This is a genomic window from Devosia ureilytica, assembly GCF_024273195.1.
GTDB classification, from domain to species: domain Bacteria; phylum Pseudomonadota; class Alphaproteobacteria; order Rhizobiales; family Devosiaceae; genus Devosia; species Devosia ureilytica.
The window spans coordinates 60,336-83,821 of record NZ_JAMZCU010000008.1 but is presented as its reverse complement, the minus strand read 5'-3'; the positions used below and the strand labels follow the sequence as shown (position 1 = coordinate 83,821).

At 62.7% G+C, this 23,486-nt stretch carries 18 protein-coding genes and 1 pseudogene; 11 read left to right on the top strand and 8 right to left on the bottom strand.

Annotation, left to right across the window (positions count from 1 at the left end):
* The first annotated feature begins 50 nt into the window (after window positions 1-50).
* Window positions 51-2,546 carry a ligase-associated DNA damage response DEXH box helicase gene (locus NIM87_RS17395; RefSeq protein WP_254675991.1) on the top strand — a complete coding sequence of 832 codons (2,496 nt, stop codon included), beginning with the start codon at window positions 51-53 and terminating at the stop codon, window positions 2,544-2,546.
* Between the two features lie 78 nt (window positions 2,547-2,624).
* On the top strand, window positions 2,625-3,332 hold the full coding sequence (gene pdeM / locus NIM87_RS17390) for a ligase-associated DNA damage response endonuclease PdeM (RefSeq protein ID WP_254675989.1): 708 nt from the start codon (window positions 2,625-2,627) through the stop codon (window positions 3,330-3,332).
* On the opposite strand, the gene NIM87_RS17385 is transcribed toward pdeM, so the two are convergent.
* The 3 genes from NIM87_RS17385 to NIM87_RS17375 form a co-directional block, all read right to left on the bottom strand.
* A complete protein-coding gene (locus NIM87_RS17385; protein WP_254675988.1) occupies window positions 3,329-4,090 on the bottom strand; it encodes a TIGR02186 family protein in 762 nt (253 codons plus the stop codon). The two genes, pdeM and NIM87_RS17385, sit on opposite strands and share 4 nt — an antisense overlap.
* On the bottom strand, window positions 4,087-5,013 hold the full coding sequence (locus tag NIM87_RS17380; protein ID WP_254675987.1) for a sulfite exporter TauE/SafE family protein: 927 nt from the start codon (window positions 5,011-5,013) through the stop codon (window positions 4,087-4,089). The genes NIM87_RS17385 and NIM87_RS17380 overlap by 4 nt, the downstream gene beginning before the upstream one ends.
* Window positions 5,014-5,236: 223 nt before the next feature.
* On the bottom strand, window positions 5,237-8,701 hold the full coding sequence (locus NIM87_RS17375; RefSeq protein ID WP_254675986.1) for a peptidoglycan-binding protein: 3,465 nt from the start codon (window positions 8,699-8,701) through the stop codon (window positions 5,237-5,239).
* Between the two features lie 248 nt (window positions 8,702-8,949).
* On the opposite strand from NIM87_RS17375, the gene NIM87_RS17370 reads away from it, so the two are divergent.
* The 3 genes from NIM87_RS17370 (at window position 8,950) to NIM87_RS17360 (ending at window position 10,886) form a co-directional block, all read left to right on the top strand.
* Window positions 8,950-9,621: a response regulator gene (locus NIM87_RS17370; RefSeq protein WP_254675985.1), complete on the top strand. Its 672-nt coding sequence runs from the start codon at window positions 8,950-8,952 to the stop codon at window positions 9,619-9,621.
* A gap of 3 nt (window positions 9,622-9,624) precedes the next feature.
* Window positions 9,625-10,023 carry a VOC family protein gene (locus NIM87_RS17365; protein WP_254675983.1) on the top strand — a complete coding sequence of 133 codons (399 nt, stop codon included), beginning with the start codon at window positions 9,625-9,627 and terminating at the stop codon, window positions 10,021-10,023.
* A 251-nt stretch (window positions 10,024-10,274) separates the two neighbouring features.
* On the top strand, window positions 10,275-10,886 hold the full coding sequence (locus tag NIM87_RS17360) for a hypothetical protein (protein WP_254675982.1): 612 nt from the start codon (window positions 10,275-10,277) through the stop codon (window positions 10,884-10,886).
* Window positions 10,887-11,324: 438 nt separating this feature from the next.
* Here NIM87_RS17360 and NIM87_RS17355 read toward each other — a convergent pair whose 3' ends face one another.
* From NIM87_RS17355 to NIM87_RS17335, 5 genes are all read right to left on the bottom strand, one after another.
* Complete coding sequence (locus NIM87_RS17355; protein WP_254675981.1) at window positions 11,325-12,332, bottom strand: helix-turn-helix transcriptional regulator; 1,008 nt, start codon at window positions 12,330-12,332, stop codon at window positions 11,325-11,327.
* On the bottom strand, window positions 12,308-13,456 hold the full coding sequence (locus tag NIM87_RS17350; RefSeq protein WP_254675980.1) for a type II toxin-antitoxin system HipA family toxin: 1,149 nt from the start codon (window positions 13,454-13,456) through the stop codon (window positions 12,308-12,310). The genes NIM87_RS17355 and NIM87_RS17350 overlap by 25 nt, the downstream gene beginning before the upstream one ends.
* Window positions 13,457-13,796: 340 nt before the next feature.
* Window positions 13,797-15,344: a coiled-coil domain-containing protein gene (locus NIM87_RS17345; RefSeq protein ID WP_254675979.1), complete on the bottom strand. Its 1,548-nt coding sequence runs from the start codon at window positions 15,342-15,344 to the stop codon at window positions 13,797-13,799.
* A 4-nt stretch (window positions 15,345-15,348) separates the two neighbouring features.
* Window positions 15,349-16,287 (bottom strand): DUF6384 family protein, encoded by a 939-nt coding sequence (locus tag NIM87_RS17340; protein ID WP_254675977.1) that lies wholly within the window; start codon window positions 16,285-16,287, stop codon window positions 15,349-15,351.
* Window positions 16,288-16,315: 28 nt separating this feature from the next.
* Entirely contained in the window at window positions 16,316-17,536 is a 1,221-nt protein-coding gene (locus tag NIM87_RS17335; protein ID WP_254675976.1) for a cell surface protein, read from the bottom strand.
* Window positions 17,537-17,730: 194 nt separating this feature from the next.
* On the opposite strand from NIM87_RS17335, the gene NIM87_RS17330 reads away from it, so the two are divergent.
* From NIM87_RS17330 to NIM87_RS17310, 6 genes and pseudogenes are all read left to right on the top strand, one after another.
* Window positions 17,731-18,216, top strand: coding sequence for a CoxG family protein (locus NIM87_RS17330; RefSeq protein WP_254675974.1), 486 nt, complete (start codon window positions 17,731-17,733; stop codon window positions 18,214-18,216).
* A gap of 184 nt (window positions 18,217-18,400) precedes the next feature.
* Window positions 18,401-18,523 (top strand): hypothetical protein, encoded by a 123-nt coding sequence (locus tag NIM87_RS18640; RefSeq protein WP_269468095.1) that lies wholly within the window; start codon window positions 18,401-18,403, stop codon window positions 18,521-18,523.
* A gap of 195 nt (window positions 18,524-18,718) precedes the next feature.
* Entirely contained in the window at window positions 18,719-19,720 is a 1,002-nt protein-coding gene (locus NIM87_RS17325; RefSeq protein ID WP_408640086.1) for a BMP family lipoprotein, read from the top strand.
* A 24-nt stretch (window positions 19,721-19,744) separates the two neighbouring features.
* A pseudogene (locus NIM87_RS17320) lies at window positions 19,745-21,295 on the top strand (ABC transporter ATP-binding protein); the annotation flags it as partial.
* A gap of 116 nt (window positions 21,296-21,411) precedes the next feature.
* A complete protein-coding gene (locus NIM87_RS17315; protein ID WP_254675971.1) occupies window positions 21,412-22,500 on the top strand; it encodes an ABC transporter permease in 1,089 nt (362 codons plus the stop codon).
* A complete protein-coding gene (locus tag NIM87_RS17310) occupies window positions 22,500-23,474 on the top strand; it encodes an ABC transporter permease (RefSeq protein WP_254675970.1) in 975 nt (324 codons plus the stop codon). Before NIM87_RS17315 ends, NIM87_RS17310 begins: the two co-directional genes overlap by 1 nt.
* The last annotated feature ends 12 nt before the right edge of the window (window positions 23,475-23,486 follow it).

The following is a 23,486-nucleotide window of genomic DNA, read 5'->3' as shown; positions in this document are numbered from 1 at the left end:
TGCTCGGGCGCGATCATATAGGCTCGACAGTGATTTGCAGTAGGTGCCTGTTGCCAATTTTGTCCGCCCATCTCCCATCCGTCATCACCGACTGGTTCACAAAGCGGGGCTGGGCGCCCCGCCAGCACCAGCTCGACGTCCTGGCGTCCTATCAGTCCGGCGCCAGCCAATTGCTCATCGCCCCCACTGGCGCCGGCAAGACTCTCGCTGGCTTCCTGCCCACCCTGACGGACCTGGCCGATGGTCGCTTCCAAGGTCTGCACACCCTCTATATCTCGCCGCTCAAGGCGCTGGCCGTGGACGTCGAGCGCAATCTTTCCACGCCCATTTCGCAGATGGGCCTGCCCATAACAGTCGAGGCGCGCACCGGCGATACGCCGGCCTCCAAGCGCGCCCGGCAGCGCGTCAGGCCGCCCCATGTGTTGCTGACCACGCCTGAGCAATTGGCGCTGCTGATTTCCCATCCCCAGGCCGAGCTCATGTTCGGCTCCCTTCGCCGGGTGGTGCTCGACGAACTCCACGCCCTCGTCACCTCCAAGCGCGGCGACCTGCTCGCCCTTGGGCTGGCGCGGCTGGTCAAGCTCGCGCCGGACGTGCAGATCACCGCCCTTTCGGCCACGGTGGCGCGGCCAGACCTCCTGCGTGACTGGATTGCTCAACCCCACCCGGACCGGCAAACCGATCTCCTCCACATGACCGGGGGCGCCCCACCCGAGCTGCGCATCCTTGAAACCGAGGAGCGCCTGCCCTGGGCTGGGCACTCGGCGGTCTATGCCCATCGCGAACTCTACCAGACCATCCAGCGCCACAGGACCACGCTGCTTTTCGTCAACACCCGCTCGCAGGCCGAAATGCTGTTCCAGGGCCTCTGGGACATCAACGAAGCCATGCTGCCCATAGCGTTGCATCATGGCTCGCTCTCGGTCGAGCAGCGCCGCAAGGTCGAGGCGGCCATGACCACCGGCAAGCTCAAAGCCGTGGTCTGCACATCCACGCTCGATCTGGGCATCGACTGGGGCGATGTTGACCTGGTCGTACAGGTCGGCGCGCCCAAGGGGTCCTCACGCATGCTGCAGCGCATCGGCCGCGCCAATCACCGGCTCGATGATCCCTCGCGCGCCCTGCTGGTGCCCTCCAATCGCTTTGAAGTGCTCGAATGCGAGGCGGCGGTCGAGGCCGTCGCCGAAGGTCATCAGGACAGCGAGGACCCGCATCCCGGCGGCTATGATGTGCTGGCCCAGCATGTGCTGGGCATGGCCTGCGCCGATCCGTTCCGCGCCGATGACCTCTATGCCGAAGTGACCCGCGCCTGGCCCTATCGCGATCTGACCCGGCAAAAGTTCGACCGCGTGCTCGATTTCGTCGCCACTGGTGGCTATGCGCTGCGCGCCTATGAGCGCTATGCGCGCCTCAAGCTGACCCCCGATGGCCTTTGGCGCATCGCCAATCCACAGGTGGCCCAGCAATACCGGCTCAATATCGGCACCATCATTGAGGAACCCATGGTCCGCGTGCGGCTGGTGCGGGCGAGGGGCCTCAAACAAGGCCGCACCACCGGTCCCATCGGCATGGGCGGCCGCGTGCTGGGCGAAATGGAAGAGTACTTCTTCGGCACGCTCTCGCTGGGCGATACCTTCATGTTCGGCGGCGAAATCGTCGCCTTCGAGGGCATGAAGGACAATGAGGCCTTCGTGTCCCGCGCCTTTTCCAAGGACCCCAAGATTCCCTCCTACATGGGCGGCAAGTTCCCGCTCTCGACCTATCTGGCCGAGCGCGTCCGCCGCATCATGGATAGCCCCGGCGAGTGGGGCAAACTGCCCGATCAGGTTGCCGACTGGCTGCGCCTGCAGCGCGACCTGTCGGTGATGCCCGCCCGCGACAGCCTCCTCGTCGAAACCTTTCCGCGCGGCAGCAATAATTTCATGGTCTGCTATCCCTTCGAGGGGCGGCTGGCCCACCAGACCCTGGGCATGCTGTTGACGCGCCGCCTCGAACGCATGCGCGCCCGCCCCCTCGGCTTCGTCGCCAGCGAATATGCGCTGGCCATCTGGGGGCTGGGCGATCTTTCGGCGCTCATCCGCACTGGCCGCCTTTCCCTCGACGAGCTCTTTTCCGAGGACATGCTGGGCGACGACCTTGAAGCCTGGCTTGATGAGAGTGCACTGATGAAGCGCACTTTCCGCAACTGTGCCATCATCTCTGGCCTGATCGAGCGCCGCCACCCCGGCAAGGAAAAGTCGGGCCGTCAGATCACCATGAGTTCGGACATCATCTACGACGTGCTCTATCAGCACGAACCCGACCATATCCTGATCGAAGCCACCCGCCACGACGCCGCGCGGGGCCTCCTCGACATCGAACGCCTGGGCCAGATGCTGAGCCGCATCCGCCACCACATCGTCCACAAGCCCTTGCATCAGGTTTCCCCACTGGCCGTGCCCATTCTCCTGGACATCGGCAAGGAACCCGTTTTCGGGGAGGCAAGGGAATCAGCTATGGCTGATGCAGCAGCGGAGCTCATTCAGGAAGCGATGGGTGAACGTTGATCTTCCTTCACCTCGCCCCTCCGGGGAGAGATCGGCGCGCAGCGCCGGGTGAGGGGGCCTTCAAAGAGAACACAGTCAGTGCCTAGTCCAGCCGCAATCCCCGAACCCATCGAGACGCCCGTGCTGCGCTTCGCCGCCCACAATTTCGAGCCGCTGCCCTCTGGCGCCCTTTATTGGCGCACCAGGCAGACCCTGCTCGTGGCGGACCTCCACTTCGAAAAGATGGCCAGCTTTGCCCGGCGCGGCCAGATGCTGCCGCCCTATGATACGGCCATGACGCTGGCCCGGCTCGAAACCGACCTCAGGCGCACGGGCGCCACCAGGCTCATTGCCTTGGGTGACAGTTTCCACCGCCCCGATTCAGCCGCGCTGCTCACCCCCGCCGACCGCATGCGGCTTGATGCCATCACCGAAGCGGTCGAGTGCATCTGGCTTTCCGGCAACCACGATCCCATGCCCCACGCCATCGGCGGCACCTGCCTGCCCGAGCTGGAGCTGGACGGGCTGGTGCTGACGCACGAGCCGCGCAAAGGGCAGACCGGGCTGGTGGCTGGACATCTCCACCCGGCGGCGCGCTTGGCCATGGATGGCCGCACCACGCGAAAACCCTGTTTCGTGCACGATAATCGCCTGCTGATCCTGCCCGCCTATGGCAGTTCCACGGGCGCGCTCAACATTCTCTCCTCGGCCTTTTTCGGCCTTTTCAACTGGTCGGCGCTCGAAGTGGTCATGCTTGGTCGTGACCGCACCTATCCGGTACCGGTCAAAAGGCTGGTCGGCGGCTAGCGCCGGAACAACACCCCGCCCAGCCAGCCTGTGAATAGCGCCAGCACCACGCAGGCGAGGCCATAGAGGAAGGGCGACTGGGTCGAAGAGAGTGCCAGAAAGCGTTCAAACCCGATCTTGCGCACAGCGAAGCCATCGGATTTGCGCGCAATGATTTCGCCATTCTTGAACACATAGGTCTGGGCGATATAGGGCCCGGGCGGCGCGTTGCTCGGCAGGGTCAGCTGCGCCTGGTAAAAGCTCTCGGAGAGAAAGCGCACGCCGCCCTCCTGCACGCCGAACAACTCTTGTTCCGACATCAGTCGGATCAGCTCCTGCCCGAAGGTCAGGGTCTGCCACCACCCGGCGGGATTGGGCGAAAGGGCATGGGATTCGGGCAGGATATAGCTCGTGGTCAGCGTGTTCACATCGGTGATGTCGCGCAGCTTGGCGCTCGAGAGCACGTGGAAATAGCTCGGGAAGCCCTTGAATTCGACCTGTTCCGTGTTGAGCCACACCCCGAAATTATTGGTCTTCTTGCGGGCCACGCGGTCCTGCGTCGGCCCCAATACCACCACGACGACGTGGAAAGGCCCCTCCACGAAGCGCTGGTCGGCTCCTGCGTCGGGTGCAATCGCGCCGAAAAACGTCAGCCGCTCGCCGTCAAAGCTTGATGTGATTTCCACGGTCTCGGTGGAGACGCTGGACACCAGCCGCTCGGCCGCTGCGGGCAGCGCGGTCCCGATCAGGGCCATGAGCACGAGCGCCAGGCGTCTCATCGCGTCACGCTCCCCACGGCCATGGAGAACACGTCATTGGGGGTCAGCACCAGCGACAGCCCGAACCGAATGGCCACGGCCAGCACCAGCAGCGCCAATAAGCCCCGCAGCTGTTCGCCGCGCAAATGCCTGCCGGCTGCGGCACCAAACTGGGCCCCGGCCACGCCGCCCACCATCAGGCAGAAGGCAAGCAGGATATCGACGCTCTGGCTTTGCACCGCGTGCAGGATCGTGGTTGCGGCCATCATTGCCACCACCTGCGCCAGCGATGTGCCGATGACGACATTACCCGGCACCCGCAGCAGATAGACCAGCGCCGGCACCATGATGAAGCCGCCTCCAATGCCTAAAAGTGAGCCGACAAAGCCGATGAACAGGCCAATGATCAGCACCGGCAGCACGCTGATATAAAGCCGGCTCTTCTTGAACCGCACGCGCAGCGGCAGGCCATGGATCCAGCTGTGCTGGTTGGGCAGGCGCTCGCGCACCACCACGCCCTGGCGCCGCTTGAGCAGGGCCCGAACCGATTCTTGCAGCATCAGCACGCCGACAAAGCCGAGGAGCACCAGAAAGCCCAGTGCGATGATGAGATCGAGCTGGCCGGCGTCGCGCAGCAGGTCAAAGGCCGCAACGCCACCAAAGGCGCCCAATATGCCCGAGAGCACCAGATACATGGCCAGATGCAGATCGATGCCGCCGCGCCGGTAATGACTGAGCGCCCCGGAGGTCGAGGCGGCCACCACCTGGCCAGTCACCGAGGCAACGGCAACGGCAGTCGGCACGCCCGAAAAGATCAGCAGGGGGGTCAGCAGGAACCCGCCGCCCACGCCGAACAGGCCCGACAAAAAGCCAACGGCCCCTCCGATCCCCACGAGAAAGAAGAGGTTCACGGAAAGCTCGGCGATCGGCAGATAGATCTGCAAGATCTTCAGGTCCCGTAACAACGTTGCGCGGCCCATCCTAATGGATGGTCCGTCAACAAGAGGTAAGGCCCGGCCGCTCGGGCGAAAAAATTATGGCCCGGGCTTACGTCCGGGCCATGACGCTGTCAAACATCTTGGAATGTCTGGAGCGTTCCAGCAGCAGTGGCCCCGGTTTTGCCCCTCGGACTTGATCCGAGGACCAGAAGCGCGACCAAACAAGGCCTTAAACGGGCTGGCTACCCAGAACTGCCAGAAGCCGTGGATTGATCGCGCCGATTTCGCTCATGCCAGTGGCCTTTTCAAAGGCGCGGATGGCGTCGCGGGTTTTGGGGCCAGCCACGCCGTCGGGTGTGCCGATGTCAAAGCCCAGCTTGCCCAGCGCCTGCTGCACCTTGGCAATCACCTCGGTATTGGTAATCGCTTCACCGGCGTCGAAATTGCTCGACCAGGTGCCGATGGGGGCAAAATTGGCCGCCAGGTCAAACGGCTGCAGTTTCCAGGTTGCGATCGCGTCACCGACCCGGTCAACAGCCTCTGCAGAAAGCGACTTGGCAATGTCATCGCGGGCCTTGGCCGCATCCTGGTCGCCACTCCGGGCTGCCAGCGAGAACCATTTGAACGACTGCTCGAAATCCTGTTCGACGCCCAGTCCGCGGGCATAGAGCATGCCCAGGTTGAACTGACTGTCGGTCATGCCGTGCTCGGCCGCCTTGGCGAACCATTCGGCGGCCAGCTCGAACTGCTGCTCGCCCATCTCGCCACCGGCATAAAGGGCGGCCAGATTGTGCATGGCCATGCGGTTGCCGGCTTCGGCACTCCGCTGATACCAGAGCCGCGCTTGTTCCAGGTTCTTGTCGACGCCCGAGCCCATCTCATAGAGATTGCCCAGGCGATACTGCGCGGGCACGAAGCCCTGCGCCGCTGAACGCTCATACCAGCGCGCTGATTGTTCAAGGTCCTTGGCCAGTGCCCGGCCTTCGCCAAAAATGGCGGCCACTTCGAACTGGGCCTGTGCACTGCCACCGGCAGCTGCTTCGCGCAATTCGATGGGCCCAATGGCCTCGGGTGGCAGGTCGTAGGTTTCGGGCAGGCTATCAGTGCCCGGCGTCGGCGCGCCAATCGATCCCGTGACCTCCGGTGCGGCAACCGGATCGGCTGTGGCAATGGCAATGCGCCCGCCTTCGGCCTTGAGCGTGGGCGGCAACGGCGTCGAGCTTGCCAAGGCGCTGGAGCGGGCAAAGCTCATCGGCTCGCCCGGATTGATCGAACCGGTTGCGGTCACGTCCACCATGTCGATGACGCGGGGCGGCACCACCGCCGACTGATCATCGGACGGCGCCGGGTTCTCGGTCACGGCTGGCGCGCTCTCGACGTTCGGCGCGTTCGATCCGGTGCGCTGCATGACAAGGTTAAGCGCCAGCATCGACACGGCGATGAGTGTGGCGGCCAACAGCAGCGGGCGACGGTTGCGCGCGAGAAAGCTTGGCGCAGCCGCATCCGGCTCGGGCAGGGGCGGGGCGACGCTGGCGGCAACCGGAGCGGCAATCGCCTCCTTGGCCGGTTTGTCCTTCTGCCGAACGGCCCGCGCTGGGGCCACCGGCGCAGGCTCGGTCGGGCTGGGCTCCTTGCGCGAGCGCACCCGGGCCAGGGCCTTGGCCATCAGCGAACCGCCGTCCGATGTCTGTGCTTCGTCCTGCTTGGCGCGCTGGGCCCGCCGGGCCGCGGCAACGAATGTGCTGGTGCTCGAGGAGGCGACGGTTTCGACCGGCCCTTCGGTCTGCGGGCGAACCGCAGGCGCAAACGGGTCATTGTCCGGTTCGGCAAAGCTCGACCGTGGCCGCGGCGGGCGCTCGGCCTGGGTGAGGTCGAAAGCGGCAATATCAGGCGTTGCCATCGGCTTTTCAGTGCGCGGTGCGGGGGCCTCGGCAGCATTGATCTTGCCTGCCAGGGCCGAACGCACCGGACCCTTGTCGCCAAAACCCTTGTCGACCAGCGGCGCCTCGATGCCGGGATTGGCGGGCATGGTGTCCCGCTGGTCCTTGATCAGGCTCGCCATGATGGCGTCGAGCTTGTCGCTTTGCGGTTCTTCAGCCGCAAGCGCCTGTGCGAACTGATCGACCGGTGCAGCGGCAGCCGGCTTGGCCATCGGCGCGGTTCTTGCTTCGGCCTTGGCGGCTGGCGCAGGGTCGCTCTTGCCGGCCAGCACGGCCTCAAGCCGGGTCAGGCGCTCCGCGGTATCCTTGCCGGCAGTGTTGAACAGGGCCGTCATGCGCTTTTCGAGCGCGTCCATGCCCTCTTCGCTCAACCCGCCCCCGGCCGGCGCCCGCATCGCCTCGGAGGTGCGTGCGGCGACGAGATCCGCCAATTGTTCGTAATCAGGCGTCTTGCCGGCCGATTTGATCAGTCCGGTCAGCCGGTCCTCGATGCTCTTGAGGCTTTCGGGGCCAAACACGGCCACCGGCGCCGCAGCCTTGCGGCTCACCGCCTCGCTGGCGCGCTCCGCCGCCATATTGGCCAGCGATTCCAGGTCGGGCCGTTCATCGGCATTATAGAGCCGCGCCAACCCGTCCAGCTGGGCGCCCGCATCGTCCATGCGGTCCATCAGCAACTTGAGCTGGCTTTCCACTGCCTTGGTATCGACCGGCACGATCCGAGCGCCGAGCGCCTCGATCTGGTCTTCGATCTTGGAAAAACGCGGCTCCATGCCCTGCAAAACGGCATTGCGCAGGCTGGCCATCTCGGCCTTGAGCGCTGCAACGTCGGCATTGCCGCCGGCGTCATCAAGCCGGCTCACCAGGGCCTCGATCTGATCGGCCAGAACGCCTGGCGCGCCGCCGCCATCCTGGATGGTCTGGGTGAAGCTCGCCATGGCATTGGTCAGGCGCTCGAAATCCCCCGACGACATCGCCACCGAGCGCTCGATGGCGTCGATCCGGTCATAGACATTGCGCACGCTGTCTTCGATGCCCTGCATCGCCGGCATCGGCGTCGTTGCGGCGTCACTCTTGCTTTCGGCATTGCGGCGCTGGTCGCGCGCAATTTCGCGCTCCATCTGCTGGGCCTGCAATTCGGCCAGCTTGCCAACCGTGGCCGACACATCGTCGAGCCGCGCGTTGAGTGTCGACAGATCATTGCGCGGCGCTTCTTCGATCATCGCGCCAATGGCGGCAATCTGGGCTTCGAGGCGCTTGACCTGGCCGGTTTCGCCCACGGCGCCTGCAAGCAGTTCCACCACCTGGGTCAGCTGTTCGACCTGGCTGGCCACTTCGCGCACATGTCCGGCGCTGGATCGCTGCGATTTGAGCTCGCCCTCCAGCCGTTCCAGCCGCTGGCTCATGCCACCCACCAGGCTTCCCAGCTCGCGGATTTCGGGCATGTCATTGGCGCGGCGCATAGGCATTGGCGCCGCGCCCTGGCGGCTGCGGATCTCGGCAATGGCCGAAGTCAGATCGTTCGCGTCGTCGATGTCGGACAGATGCGCATCGCGCTCGCTGAACCGGTCCACGGCGCGCTTGACTGTACGCAGGGCCTCGCGGCGGCGATTTGTGGGTTCGGGAACCCCGACCTGATCGCGCAGATGGCGCACGCGTTGCGCCAACCCGGTCATGGCCGGCGCTGCGGGTTCGGGTTCCACCTGCCCGTAATGGCTCTCGACCTTGTCGAGCAAGGCGACCAGCTCGCCGCGCAAAGCCTGCCACTCACCAGCGCCAGGATCTTGGGCTGTGTCAGGGTAATCTGAGTGACTGTACGCGCGGGGCATGGCTGGTCCCTGTCAAAATAGACGGACCCCTCGCGATTCAACACGAAGGTATAAACCTCACTCTTGGGAAAACATGGTAAAGAACCCGTTAAGCATTGTCGCAATATGCAAGGGCGACGGCCGGAAATCCGTGCGATTCAGGTCCGCAACCGACCCTCAGACACAGGTTCAAATTCATGACGCGCCGCCGCATCATCATCGTAGACGATCATCCCCTGTTCCGGGCTGCCCTGCGGCAGACACTGGCGGGGGGCGATGCCACGGTGAATGTGGAAGAAGCCGGGGACCTCACCAGCCTAAGCGCGGCGCTCGACACCGACCGCGATTGTGACCTGGTCCTGCTCGATCTCAACATGCCCGGCGTGCGGGGCTTTTCCGGCCTCTTGCTGCTGCGCGCGCAATATCCCGATATCCCGGTGATGATCATTTCCGCTGTCGAGGATGCCACGGTGGTCCGCCGGGCTTTTGAGCTGGGCGCCGCTGGCTATCTGCACAAATCCGTCGGCCCCACCGAAATCCGCCGTGCCATCGAAACCGTGCTCTCGGGCGAGGTATTCGTGCCGGTCGGCACCACGCTGGGCGGCGAGGATGATCATACCGCGCTCATGAAGCGCCTCTCCACCCTCACGCCCCAGCAGGTGCGCGTCCTGATGATGCTCAGCGACGGGCTGATGAACAAGCAGATCGCCTACGAACTCTCGATTTCCGAGGCCACCGTCAAGGCACACGTCTCGGCCATCCTGCAAAAGCTCGATGTCGATAGCCGCACCCAGGCGGTGATTGCCGCCGCCCGCATCGAGGACGGTCAGTTTGAAGCCCTCTTCTCCACCGGCGGCGACAAGGCCTGAGTTATGAAGCCTGAAATCTCCATTATCACCGTGGGCGTCGATGATCTTGAGCGCGCCTTTGCCTTCTATCGGGCCCTGTTCGACATCGCGGACGACCAGATCGGCGCCGGCGAGGATCACGTCGCTTTCTTTTTTGACGACAAGTTCTCCTTCGTGCTGTTCCCGCGCGACCAGATCGCCCAGACCGCCGGCAAGCCCGAAAGCCTTGAAGGCACGCCCGGCTTCGTCCTCAGCCACAAGGCCGAAAGCCCTGAAGCTGTCGACGCCATCCTCGAACGCGTGCTGGTGGCCGGCGGCCTGATCATCACCCCCGGCACTGAATCCGAATGGGGCTATTCCGCCTATTTCGAAGACAGCGAAGGCAATGTCTGGGAAGTGATGGCCAGCCCCAAGCCCAACTGAACGCCCCGACACGTCCGATAGCCGCTATCCCCAAGGCTCCCTTGCCGCGACCCTCGCCTGGCGATCGGTGCGCGGACTGTGGAACCCTGGCAAGAAGTCCAGCTTCCCCTCTCCCGTTCATGGGAGTAGAATTTTGGCGGGCAGGGATGATGCCCCTGTCCTCCGGGACGTAGCGGGAATGACCAGTCTTCTTTAGCAGTAACCAGTTTTCCGAGCGTTCCCGGCAATCATTGCATTGTAGGGAGGATGGAATGGGTGAAAAATCACCGGCCTTGCTGGTAGCGCTGTCAATGACACTGAGCGCCATCGGAATGCAGGGTGGATGGGCAGACGAAGCATCGGACGTTGCAGCAGTGCGCGCAGCTGCCGAGAAGTATCAGGATGTGAATGTGGCATTGGCCAGCGGCTACGTGCCGGATCCATCGGGCCACTGCGTCGACGCCGCCGCGGAGGGATTGCCGCCGGAGTGGGGAGCCATGGGTCTCCACTACCTCAACCCGGCAGTTCTGCAGTTGACCGCTTCCGAGCCAAGGGTCGACGGCAACAGCACACATACCGATTTCATGGCGCCGGCAATCCTGCTCTATGAGCCACAGGCCGATGGCTCACTGGTGCTTGTCGGCGTGGAGAACCTGGTTTTTCAAGATGCTTGGAAAAAAGCCGGAAATTCGACGGCTCCGGTGTTCGCGGGACGGACCTGGGACACAATGGCAGACGATCCAAACACGGCAGCCGATGAGGCACATGGTTTTGCGCCCCACTTTGATCAGCATGTTTGGGCGTTTCGCGACAATCCAAGCGGCGTCTTGATGCCCTTCAATCCCAACGTGACCTGTGAACATCAAATGGCAATGGGGCACTAGGACCCATCGCCATTCAGCATGCAGGCCGGCATCAGTTGATTGTCGACTGGTCCTGGCCGGACAGGATTGTTGACGGGGCTGTACGCAGACAAAGACATGCTGCCAGCGTCCACCGCGCCTGCCGCTCACCCACATTGGGCGGGCGGCGCCTGCTGGCCGCGTGCCGAACAGCGGGCTCATATCTGCCAATACCGTATCGGACGCCCCCGATCTGTTCCTGCTCGGGCCTAGCTCCTGCCTCTGGCAGCAAGCGGCCCACCAGGTATGTCAAATGGCGGAACGGTTCCACAATCAAAGCATTGCTGCCGGGCAGATGTCGACCCCATTGGAGACGTTCGAGATCAGTCAGAAACTTCTCCGAAGCTGCCATTCGCCGCACTGGGGCTGCGCCATTTCAGGCTCATCGGGATCGATCGGCTTGTCAGTCCGACCAGATATCTAGAAACGACTCTTCGTGAGCTTTGAAACCTCGCTTTTCACGAAGTCATAGGAGACGCTTTCGGCGTCAAATCGCTCGAAGAGTTGTGACACGAGGGGCGTAAGGACCGCGGCCAGATCCTCCTTGATGTCCTTAACCGACAGCTCGGTTTCAAGCAAAACTTCATCGCTGCGGGACGGCCTGCCTTCCATGATCGGCCCTGCGAGAGGATTAGCCCAGCTTCTCAGTTGGCGCCCGCGAAGTCCTGAGTAGAGCGCGCGCAGCTTCACAGTTAGCGAGAGTGGATCATCCTTGGCGAGTAGTTGCGCAAGGTTGCTCGCGTGCAGAAGAATCTCGCCAAGGCGCCAGATGGGCAAGGTGGTGTCAAAGACGGTTCCGGCAGGGAACGTCTCTTGCCCGTCCTCCTGATAACCACGGATAAGAAACATCCGTCCGGATGGCACTCCGCGCCAGAAATCGCAATGAGCGGCATCATCGAAGGTGCGCTCCACAATCTCGCTGGGCGGGAGCCAGGTTTCGATAGAGCCGTCGATCTCGCGGGGGCGGAATTCTTCCCGCGTCATGAACATGAAGACCGACCAGCCAGAATACTTTGTGCGAGACACTTCCCTCAGCATGTATTCGAACTCTCGCATCGTCGGTGTCTTCAGCTCACCGCCGAAGCAGTAGTCGACGCGGTAATGGCCATCCGGAAAGCGGGCCGGGCTCTTGGCGGGCAGGTCTTTCACGAGGCTCTGCCAGCGTTCAATGGACTCCCGCAAGAACCGCTCCTGCGCGCCGGCAGCGACGGGTTCGTCCATTAGCCCAACGACGCGTAGAATGTCGAAGGCCTTCGCGAGGCTAAGCGTCGTCTCGCCGCGCTCGAAGGCAGCCATAGTAGGCGCACTCACACCGGCCAGTGCGGCGTGCTCGCGCTTGGTCATCCCGCCTTCTTTGCGGCGCTCAACCGCTTCGTCGACAAGCTTTTGCCAATTGAGGAGCTCTACTCCTCGAAGAGACGCAGGCATTGGTTCCTCACTACTTCCGCAAAGCGGCTGATAAAGCCATCCGGCGGTTCACCGGATGGTACGTTGATGGGGTTCTTGTCGATCTGCTTCTTCAGGTCGCTAAGTGCGAGCTCCACGGCTCGCTCCTGCAGGCCGATCTCGGCGCCGAACTTTCGAAACAGCGCTCCGTTTAGCTCTTCGACGTTGCGGGTCTTGCCAAGGATTGAGAGGCCAAAGTTTCTGTCGAGATCATCGTAGATGGCGGTATTCAGGACGTCATAGACCGGCGACAGCCGAAGGCCGTCCCGTGCTTCCAGAAGCGAAAAATTCTTGAGATGTGCATCGCAGTTTGCGAGCGCCGCGAACACAATGAGGCGCCGAAAGAGCTTGTCGAGATCGATGATTGGGCGGGCGGAATGCTCACGGATAACGCGAGCGACTTCTTCGTAGCTGCTCCCGTACTTGCCGTCGTAGTTGACGCCTCTGGGTTTTACGAGCACCTGAGCGAAGTCCTCGAGGCGGAACTTATCGCCTTTCTCGGTCCGGTCGAAACGGGTGACAATCAGCGCTACCTCTTCTCCAACATAAGCGGTCCTGAACTGCGTCACCTCGTCCTTGCCGAGTATATTTGCCGCCCACTGAAGCGAGCGAAGTTCGTTGCGGACCAAAGATCCTCTAGTCTCCGAATTGAACTTTGCGATAAAGGGGGCAGGGCCGTCCTTACCCGCAGGGACGAACCTATCGCCCTCTTTTGCGACCAGCAGTTTTTTCTGTACGCCGGAGAGCGTCCTCCCAGGCGTTGGAGCGCCCTCCTCGATCTTGGGTACGTCTGTCTCCTCGAGCGGACGTATTCCGACCGCCCCGATGCAGTCTTCGCCGTAGGCCAAGAGCAACGCGAAATCGTTCTGCTCATCCTTGATGTGGGCGCCTCGCGCCTGCTTTTCTCGCAGCCATCCTTCCGGCCCCAAGTGCTGGAAAAAAGGATGCAGGCCGTTTGCCCAGTTGTGTTCCCGCTGGGTCGCGGGGAAGCAGCAGGCGACGTCGCCTGTCCATTCCTCGTTATAGGTGAAGCGCGTCCCGCCAGTCACTGTCTGTTCAAGGATGCCAGCTGGTTTGCCCTTGAAAAGGACTTCTGCGCGGTACAAATTTGTAGTTATGGCTTTATATCTCCCTTTCCTGCGGAGCTGAGTGCTGAATCTACAGCTATAAGGCCACCATTTCTGATTTCTATAAAAAAAGCAAGCTATAGCTACATTTCTTTGTATGAAGGCCTAAGAATGAAGCTACAGATTACATAGCTGACTGATCCCACGGTACTAGATGCACAGTGGGAGCTACGGCTTAATTTCTACTCGGCTTAAGGCCGATCTTCACTCACTAAGCTGGGTCCTGCGTGGCCCCAAATTCCTCATTCGCCAAACGTCCGCTTTCCGAACCGCCGACTCCTTCCCACCCCAATCCAGTCCTCAGCTTAAGCAATCACCTCTAAAACCCGCCGCCAGTCTTGAACCCACCAGTCTTGCGCGTCCCGCTTGAGCCGGTGCGCGGGCGTGAAAAGCCGCCGCCGGACGAACCGCCCGACGAACCACCCCAGCCGCCGCCGAACCCGCCTGATGACGGTTTGCTCTTGCGGCCGCTGGAGCCGCCGATGCTGCTGTCGGGCCATTGGAAGCCGCCCCCGCTCGGGGGCCAGGGGTTGGAAGAACTGCTCTGCCGTGTCGGCTTGTAGCCGGCGCCCCATTCGGCGCCGGGGGCCCAGTTCTGGCTCCGGCGCCACTGATCCCAATAGCTCGCGGCCGAAATGCCGCCGCGCAGGAAATCGTTGAGCAGGTCCCCCACCAGCCGGTCTTCCTTGAAGCTCGATCCGGGATCGTCGAACCGCTGCTTCTTGAACTCCCACTGGATGTCTTCAAGTTCCCGCCGCCGGTCGGCCAGGGTCTTGAGGCGTTCCTTGACTTCCCGGCTTTCCTGCTCCTCTTCGCGAATGCGCGAGCGGGCATCGTCAATCTGGGCGACGATGGTGTCGTCCTGGCCGGTGTGGGTCTTGCGCGCCTCGTCCAGCAGGGTCTGGATGTCTTCGCGTCCCAGCGCCGCCGCCAGCTCCGACGCCGCGTTTTCAAAGGCCGGATCGCGGCCATCGGCCAGCGCTTGCAGGGCCGTTGCCGCCGCATCGCGCTGGTCCTCGATAGCGGTGATCTCGGCATCCAGCCGCGCGATTTCCGCCTGGGCCTGGGCAATGGCCTGGCGGATCGGCTTGCCGCCGGCCGCATCGACCGCAGCGGTTTCCATGGCCACCAGCCGGGCCTCGGCGGCGCTCACATTGGCTTCCTGCAACTCGGCATGCTCGCGCAGCCGCAGCGGAATTTCGTTGAGCATGGCGTAGTTTGGCCGCGCCTTGGCAAAGCGAACCAGATTGGCCACCATCCCGTCGAAATAACGCGTGAGATTGCCCGCCTTGTACGTTGAAGTGCCATAGCCGGCATCCCAGAGATACATGAACAGCGGGTCTTCCCGATAGGGGCGCCCCTTTTCCTCGCGATCAGCCTCGGCCTGCTCGGTCTTGCGCATCGACTGCTCAGCGATGTGGTCGAGTTCTTCGGTTTCCCGCCTCTGCGCCACAAATGCCGGATCGGCGGCGAGCTTGGCCACCTGGGCCGCGCTCAAGGCCGCGAGCGCCGCCTGTTGCTCTTCGAGCAGCTTGAGCGCTTCGGCCCGCTTGTCTGCCAGTGCCGACCGATTGCTGTCGAGCGCAGAGATCGATTTTTCGGCCTTGCTGACATCCTTGGCATGGGCCTTGAGCATATCGCGGGCCTTGGCCTCAGCGCCCGAAATACGCCCGTCAAGTTCGGCTTGCACGGCTGGGTCCAGCCGCAGCCGGGCCAGTTGACGGAACAGCTCCGCCTCGTGCTCTCGCGTCTTGCTCAGCCGCTCGGCGGCGCGCGCCACGCGCTTGGAAAGTTCATCCTCCTCGCGGCGGATGTCGCGCATGGCGTCTTCAAGGCTGGCCAGCGCCTGGGGGCCGCGAATGCTCATTGGCCTACCACCGGGTCACGGCGCCACCCAGAACGGGCATGGCGTATTGTACATCGAGAAACCCATCCGATTTCCGGCCGACCAGATTGGCCTGGATGATGCCGTCGTCCTGCTTGTCGGCCGAAACGGCATTGTAGACGCCTTCGGGCACGCGCACGCCCCACATCGCCACTGTTTCGGTTTCGCCGTTTTCTTCGTTGAGAATGGGCAGCGACAGTGTCTCGCCATCAAGGGTGATGGCCTCCACCACCACATAGTAATTGGTGGCGTCGGTATTGATTTCAGGGAAAGTCCAGAAGCCCGATTGCACGCCCTCGCGATTGACGATGCGCAGGGCATATTCGAGCCGCAACAGGTCGCGCAACTCGGTCAGCTGAGTCACGATACTTTCGGCGCCGGCGCGATTGCCCTCGGCGGCAAAAGCCTTGCCCCGCGCCACCAGCGCTTCGGCATCGTTGGCCGCCTGCTGTACCTTGGTCTCGTCGTAAATGGTCTGATAGAGCGCATCCATTTGCGCCGGCAGCCCTTCGCTCAATTCGAGCCGGGCCTGTTCGGCCTGACCGTTTTGATAGGGCTGCCAGACACCGAAATAGCCCACGCCCAGCGCCAACAGGGCAATCAGCCCCACCAGCAGCGGCCGGCCCCATTGCTTGCGGCCGACATAAAGACGCGCCAGCGTCGTGCCCAGGCCCGGGGCAGGGGGCTCATAGGTGAAGCGGCTTTCGGCCAGGGCCGCCACGCCTTCTTTCAGGATATGGTCGGGCACCTCGATGCCCTGCTGGTGATAGACCGAGCGCAGCTTCTCGATCAGCTGCTTTTCACGCGTTACCCCGTCGAGTTCGCGCGTTACCAGGTCCTGCCGGTGACGGAGCGTGTCGACCACGTCCATCGCCAGCATGACTTCATCGAGAGGGGCAGCGGCCTTTGCCGTCGCGTCACTCATGCGGTGCCTTCACCAATCGTCCTGATTGTCAGGTGCGGGTTTCGAGCAGCAGGGCATTGCCCTCTGCCGCCAATGTCGCCAGCCGCTTCTTGCCGTCTTCCACGGCGTCGCGGATTTCGGCCGAATTCTTGGTCGAGGCGATGCGCATCTCATTGATGATGGTGCGGCTCTTTTCCTGGAAGTTGACGACGCTATCGACCAGCTTCTTGACCGCATCGGCCCGCACTGTCGGGCCATAGCCAGCCCTGATCGCCTCTTCCTGCACCTTGTCGCCAATCTCGGAGAGCGTTTCGAGCGACTTGCTCATGCCCTCCTTCATCGCGTTCAGCGTCTCGGTGCTCTCATGCAGGCCGAACATGCCGGTGAACGAGGCGGAGAGGGCGGTCAGCACGGTTTCATTGGTCGAAAAGAACGAGATGGACTGCTGATAGACCCGCTCCTTGGCATTGGTCGTCTGCATCAGCCGCGCCATCACCACTTCCGAGGTATTGTAGGAAATGGTCAGATTGTCCGAGAGGTCCTTGGCGATCTGGTAGCGCTTTTCTTCGTTCTGCATTTCGCGCAGGCGCTCGTCGCGGGCCATTTCGAGCCGCGCCCGGTCAGCCGGCACAGTCCCGGCAAAGGCGGCCAGCTCATCGGCGGCCTTTTGCAGGATGTTCTTCTTTTCGCCCAGGCGCTGCTCGGCGGTCTGCAGCACTTCGAGAGCCATCACTTCGGCCTGCTTGAGCGCGCCACGGAAATCGCGATAGGCCTCGAGAATGGTGTGTTCGCGGTCGATCTGGTCCTTGGTGTCGGCAGTCACGGCCAGATAGGTATCGCGGATCTTGTTGAAGCGGGTGGCGATATCGCCCCGGCTCACCTTCATCCACACATTGGAGGTGCGCTCGAAAATGTCGATCTTGTTGTCGGCGAGCTGGTCGACCATGCCCTTGGCATCGTCGCGGATCGAGTCAAAGCCCTTGGTGATGTCCTCGTAGCGCTCGCCGATCTTCATGGCCGCGACCTGCTCGCGCACCACTTCGTTGAAGGCGCTGGCCTGGCTCAGCGTCCGCCCGATCAGGATGACACGGGTTTCGTCCAGCTCGGTAATCTGCTGCAACAGCCCGGTGATCGGCTGTTCGCCCTGCTGCTCGGGCCAGATGCCCAGCTCGCGGATGGCGTTGACCGCCTTGTCCAGGTACTGCAGCGGCTTTTCCGCCAACGCCGAGACATTGGCTGCAGGTGCAGTGGTGGTCACTTGGTCGGTCATCCTGGGCTCCCTCTAGAATTGGCCGATCTGACGAAGCTGCCGGCCTGCCTTAGATTGCGTCTGCTGCACCGCCTGACAATTGCAACTGCACGTCCGGGCAACTATTTAGTCCATATTGGTGCGAAAAAGCCGCACGTAAAGAGTTGGACCCACACCATGTCTGTCATCGCGCCCTGCCGTCCGGAATATAGCCAATGCGCGGGGCCGCGGGCCTGATGGATTTTGGCGGACGCTATCGGATCGGCGCCGGCCGCATGGCGGTCTGGCGGGCCCTCAACGACCCCGAAATCCTCAAGGCCGCCATTCCCGGCTGCAGTCACATCGCCTGGTCGGGGCCGGCAACCCTCGATCTCGCCATCACCGTCAACCTGGGCGTGGTCAAGCCCAGCTTCAAGGGCGAGCTGGCCCTCTCCAACGTGCTCGAGGCCCAGAGCTATACGCTGTCCGGCAAGGGCAAGGGCGGGCTGATGGGACTGGCTGAAGGCGCCGCCGATATCACGCTGGCCGACGAGGGCGCTGCAACCCTTCTGGCCTTTTCGGCCCGGGGCGGCGCCTCGGGGCAGATCATGAAACTGGGCAAGGCCATCGTCGGCAATTCGGCGCAAAAGATCATCGACGGGTTTTTCGAGCGCTTTGCCCACGCCATGGGCGCCGAGATCACCCCGCTTGGGCCGGCCTGAACAGCGCCTCGGGCAAACTGGGTCCGGTTTTGCCGGCCAGAGGCGCGACACCGCCTCCAGACCCGTCCGCCGCCCATTCACCCTTGCTTAACCACGCCCAAAATGACCGCACCAGCGCCATTATTCCGCCGTCGCTGATCCGCTAGACAGGGGGCAGTTCATCTCAATTTGATTTAAAAGCCCCATGTCCACCCAGTCCCGAGACAGCATCGCCCTCTATCTCATCGCGGCCCTGGCCGTCCTGGTGACCAGTTTTGCCGACCTTGATCTGGCGCAGATGTTTCAGGCGCTGCTGTTGCGGTTCTAAGGGTTTGCTGCGGTTGGCGGATGCCGGGTGATGCCTGCTTCGTCATCACCTGCGCGATTTTTGACCATTCGGAAAAATTTCGCGCCTTCCCTCTTGCGGCAGACGCCATTGCACGATTTTATCCCCTGTTAGCGCACGCAGATAGACCTACGGGCTCTGGTCCCGGTGCTGGTGCGAGACAGGGAGACTGAATCAATGAAAATTTCGACCCTTACCAAGGCCATCGCTGGCGGTGTTGCACTCAGCGCCATCATGGCTGGTGCAGCTTTTGCCGATGCCGCTCTGGTGTATGACGGCGGTGGCAAGTTCGACAAGTCGTTCAACGAGGCTGCCTATATGGGCGCCGAGAAGTTCAAGGCCGAAGGCGGCGCTTATCAGGATCTGGAAATCTCCGGCGACGCCATGCGCGAGCAGGCCGTCCGCCAGTTCGCCGCGCGCGGCAACAACCCGATCGTGCTGCCGGGCTTCTCCTGGGAAACCGCTCTGCGCGCCGTTGCCCCGGAATTCCCCGATACCAAGTTCACCATCATCGACACTGTCGTTGACCTGCCCAACGTGCAGTCCGTGGTCTTCAAGGAACAGGAAGGCTCCTACCTCGTCGGTATCCTGGCTGCCATGAAGTCGGAAAGCGGCAAGATCGGCGTGGTCCCGGCCTTCAACTTCACCCTGCTCGAAGCCTTTGCCTGTGGCTATGCCCAGGGCGCCAAGTCGGTGAACCCCGATATCGAAGTGCTCGAGACCTATGTCGGCACCGGCTTTGAAGCCTTCAACGACCCCGTAAAGGCCACCGAAGTTGCCAAGTCCCAGCTCGACCAGGGCGTGGACGTGATCTTCCAGGTGTCCGGCGGTTCGGGCGCAGGCGTGCTGCAGGCAGCTGCTGACGCTGGCAAGTACGGCATCGGCGTCGACAGCAACCAGAACCACCTGCACCCCGGTTCGGTCCTGACCTCGATGCTCAAGCGCGTCGATGTTGCCGCCTACAATGCCATGAAGGGCGTTGAAGATGGCACCTGGGCTCCCGGCACCATCGTTCTGGGCCTGGCCGAAGAAGGCGTTGGCGCAGCAATCGACGAGCACAATGCCGAGCTGATCACCCCCGAAATGCAGGCTGCGCTGGACAAGGCGACTGCCGACATCATCTCGGGTGCTGTCACCGTTCATGACTATCGTTCCGACGAGTCGTGCCCGTCTCTCTAAGACCTGAAAAGGGGTTGGACTTCGATGACAGGTCTTAACCCGGCAAACGAGCAGCGGTCCCCCGGGACCGCTGCCTCAGCGCTCGCTATCGAGCTTGTCGGCATCAACAAGCATTTCGGCCCGGTTCACGCCAATCGTGACATCCACCTCGCCATCAAGCGGGGCACGGTGCATGGCATCGTGGGGGAAAACGGGGCCGGCAAATCGACGCTGATGTCGATCCTCTACGGCTTTTACACCGCCGACAGCGGCACCATCATGGTTGATGGTGTGGAGCACAAGATTACGGACAGCCGCCATGCGCTGGCGCTGGGCATCGGCATGGTGCACCAGCACTTCATGCTGGTCGACAATTTTACCGTGCTGGAAAACGTGGTCCTGGGCGCCGAGGATTCGGCGCTGCTCCGGCCGACGCTCAACCGCGCGCGCGATCACCTCAAGCAATTGGCCCGCGACTATGGCCTCGAGATCGATCCCGACGCCGTCGTCGAAAATCTCTCGGTCGGCCAGCAGCAGCGCGTCGAAATTTTGAAAGCGCTCTATCGCGGCGCCGAAACCCTTATTCTGGACGAGCCCACCGGCGTGTTGACGCCGGCCGAGGCCGATCACCTCTTCCGCATCCTCGGCAAGCTGCGCGCCGAGGGCAAGACCATCATCCTGATCACGCACAAGCTGCGCGAGATCATGGCCATTACAGACGAAGTTTCGGTCATGCGCCAGGGCGAGATGGTGGCGACCCTTGCGACGGCCCAGACCAGTCCTGAACAGCTGGCCGAACTCATGGTTGGTCGCCGTGTGCTGCTGCGCGTCGAAAAGGGCGCCGCCACCCCCGGCGCTGTGCTGCTGGAAGTCGAAAATCTTGTCGTCACCGACGATTTCGGCGTGCCGCGCGTTAAGTCGGTCAATTTCCAGGTCCGTAGCGGCGAGATCGTCGGCATTGCCGGCGTGGCGGGCAATGGCCAGTCCGAGCTGCTCGAAGCCATCGCCGGCATGCGCGACCAGCAGTCGGGCGAGGTGCGCGTCAAGGGTAAAGCCCTGTCGCTCGAAGGCGATGACGGCGCCGCCCGTGCCCGCGCCGCCGGCCTTGCCCATGTGCCCGAGGATCGCTTGCGCATGGGCCTGGTCACCAATTTTTCCGCTTGGGAAAATACCATCCTGGGCTATCAGGACCAATATGGTGCTGGTCCCGGCCTCGACATTGCCAAGGCGCGTGCCTCGGCCAGTGAGTACATGAAGAAATTCGATGTGCGCCCGGCCAATCTGGATCTCAAGACCTCCAACTTTTCCGGTGGCAATCAGCAAAAGCTGGTGCTTGCGCGCGAGATGGAGCGCGATCCCGATGTGCTGATCGTTGGCCAGCCGACGCGCGGCGTCGATATTGGCGCCATTGAGTTCATCCACAACCAGATCATCAAGATGCGCGACGCCGGCAAGGCGATCCTGCTCGTCTCGGTGGAACTGGACGAAATCCGTTCGCTCTCAGACCGCATCCTGGTGATCTTTGATGGGCAGATCGTGGGCGAGGCCGATCCGGCCACCGCCGACGAGACCGAGCTTGGCCTGCGCATGACCGGCTCGCACAAGGATCATGTCGTTACCGAGCCCGGCACCTTGCCCGAGCACGAAACCCCAATTCAGCAGACGCTGGTGCAAATGAGCCCCAAAGACAATTCCGGCAGGGATACCAACTGATGACCCCATTGCCTCGCTGGGCCGACGTCGTTCTCCTGCCCCTGCTCAATGTCGTATTGGCGTTCCTCGTCGGCGGCCTCATCGTTCTGGCCGTCGGACAGAATCCGCTCCAGGCCGTGGGCATCATGCTCTACGGCGCCTTCGGCTATGGGTCGGGCTTTGGCTATACGCTCTACTACACCACCGATTTCATCTTCGCCGGCCTTGCCGTGTCGCTGGCCTTTCATGCGGGCCTGTTCAACATTGGCCCCGAGGGCCAGGCCTATGTCGGCGGGCTGGGCGTCATTCTGATTGGCCTAGCGCTCAATGGCATGCACTGGGCCCTGGTCTTCCCGTTGATGATCATCTGCGGCGCCCTGTTCGGGGCCGCCTGGGCCTTTGTCCCGGGCTATTTGCAGGCCAAGCGCGGCAGCCATGTGGTGATCACCACCATCATGTTCAATTTCATTGCCGTCTCGATGATGGGCTACATCATCAGTCGCATATTGAAGCCCGCCGGCGTCAACTCCGACGAAAGCGCGCCGCTTGAAGCGATCACCCGCGTGCCGCAATTGCGCGGTTTCATCGAGCTGTTCAAGAACTCGCCGGTCAATCTCACCTTCTTCCTGGCCATCGGCGCTCTGTTTCTCGTCTATTGGCTGATCTGGCACACCAAGTTCGGCTATGCAGTGCGGGCGCTGGGCAACAATCCGGTGGCCGCCAATTATGCGGGCATTTCCAACCAGAAGCTGATCATGATCGTCATGGCTCTGGCCGGTGCCTTCGCTGCCATGGTCGCGGTCAACAATGTTGGCGGCGTGCAGGGTCGCCTGATCCTCAATTTCGTCAATGGCGCAGGTTTCGTGGGCATTGCCGTGGCCTTCATGGGCAAGGGGCACCCCATCGGTGTCGGCCTTTCGGCGCTGCTCTTTGGCATGCTCTATCAGGGTGGCCAGGAACTGGCCTTCCAGATGCCGGGCATCACCCGCGAGATGATCGTCACCATCCAGGCGCTGGTCATCCTGTTCACCGGCGCCATGGGCGACATGCTGCGCGGACCATTGGGACGAATGTTCGCCCAGCCTGACCCGGCGGCAGGAGCCAAGTGATGGAACAGCTTCTCGTCGACATCACCCTCATTCTCGACTCCACCGTGCGCCTCGCCGTGCCGCTCATCCTGGCGTCCCTGGCCGGCCTTTATTCCGAGCGCTCCGGCATTGTCGACATCGGTCTTGAGGGCAAGCTGCTCGCGGCAGCCTTCGCTGCCGCCGCCATGTCCGCCGTCACCGGCTCGGCTTGGCTGGGTCTGCTCGCCGGCATTGGCGCCGCCCTCATGTTCTCCGGCATCCATGGCCTGGCCTCGATCAACTTCAAGGGCAACCAGACCATTTCCGGCGTGGCGCTCAACTTCCTCGCGGCCGGTCTCACCACCTTCCTCGGCCAGTCCTGGTTTAAGCGCGGTGGCTATACGCCCCAGCTTTCCGGCGATCAGCGCTTTAATCCCATCAACCTGCCCTTTGCCGAGCAATTGCGCGACGTGCCAGTCATTGGTCAGATCTATGGCGAGCTGATTTCGGGCCATAACATCATCACCTATTTCGCCTTTGTCGCCGTGCCGGCGACGGCTTGGGTGCTGTTCCGCACCCGCTTCGGCCTCCGGCTACGCGCCGTGGGCGAAAATCCCAAGGCCATCGACACCGCCGGCATTTCGGTCACGCGCCTGCGCTATCAGGCGCTGATCATCACCGCCGTGCTGGTGGGCATTGGCGGCGCCTATCTCTCCATCGCCCAGTCCGCGGGCTTTAATAACAACATGTCGGCTGGTCGCGGTTATATCGCGCTGGCGGCGCTGATCTTTGCCAAGTGGCGTCCGGGTCCGGCGCTGCTGGTGTGCCTGATGTTCGGCTTCCTCGATGCGGTGCAGTTCCGCATTCAGGGTCAGGTCTTCCCCATTATCGGGGAGGTGCCGGTGCAGGCCATCCAGGCACTGCCCTATATCCTGACCGTCGTGCTGCTGGCCGGCTTCATCGGCCGCGCCGTCGCCCCCAAGGCTGCCGGCGTGCCCTATACCAAGGAGCGCTAGGCGGTCCTTGCA

Bases quoted from the DNA above. Each gene is read 5' to 3' on its own strand.
- NIM87_RS17385 (WP_254675988.1), bottom strand. From the start codon at position 4,090: ATGAGACGCCTGGCGCTCGTGCTCATGGCCCTGATCGGGACCGCGCTG.
- NIM87_RS17370 (WP_254675985.1), top strand. From the start codon at position 8,950: ATGACGCGCCGCCGCATCATCATCGTAGACGATCATCCCCTGTTCCGG.
- NIM87_RS17365 (WP_254675983.1), top strand. From the start codon at position 9,625: ATGAAGCCTGAAATCTCCATTATCACCGTGGGCGTCGATGATCTTGAG.
- NIM87_RS17360 (WP_254675982.1), top strand. From the start codon at position 10,275: ATGGGTGAAAAATCACCGGCCTTGCTGGTAGCGCTGTCAATGACACTG.
- NIM87_RS17355 (WP_254675981.1), bottom strand. From the start codon at position 12,332: ATGCCTGCGTCTCTTCGAGGAGTAGAGCTCCTCAATTGGCAAAAGCTT.
- NIM87_RS17345 (WP_254675979.1), bottom strand. From the start codon at position 15,344: ATGAGCATTCGCGGCCCCCAGGCGCTGGCCAGCCTTGAAGACGCCATG.
- NIM87_RS17340 (WP_254675977.1), bottom strand. From the start codon at position 16,287: ATGAGTGACGCGACGGCAAAGGCCGCTGCCCCTCTCGATGAAGTCATG.
- NIM87_RS17335 (WP_254675976.1), bottom strand. From the start codon at position 17,536: ATGACCGACCAAGTGACCACCACTGCACCTGCAGCCAATGTCTCGGCG.
- NIM87_RS17330 (WP_254675974.1), top strand. From the start codon at position 17,731: ATGCGCGGGGCCGCGGGCCTGATGGATTTTGGCGGACGCTATCGGATC.
- NIM87_RS18640 (WP_269468095.1), top strand. From the start codon at position 18,401: ATGTCCACCCAGTCCCGAGACAGCATCGCCCTCTATCTCATCGCGGCC.
- NIM87_RS17325 (WP_408640086.1), top strand. From the start codon at position 18,719: ATGAAAATTTCGACCCTTACCAAGGCCATCGCTGGCGGTGTTGCACTC.
- NIM87_RS17315 (WP_254675971.1), top strand. From the start codon at position 21,412: ATGACCCCATTGCCTCGCTGGGCCGACGTCGTTCTCCTGCCCCTGCTC.
- NIM87_RS17310 (WP_254675970.1), top strand. From the start codon at position 22,500: ATGGAACAGCTTCTCGTCGACATCACCCTCATTCTCGACTCCACCGTG.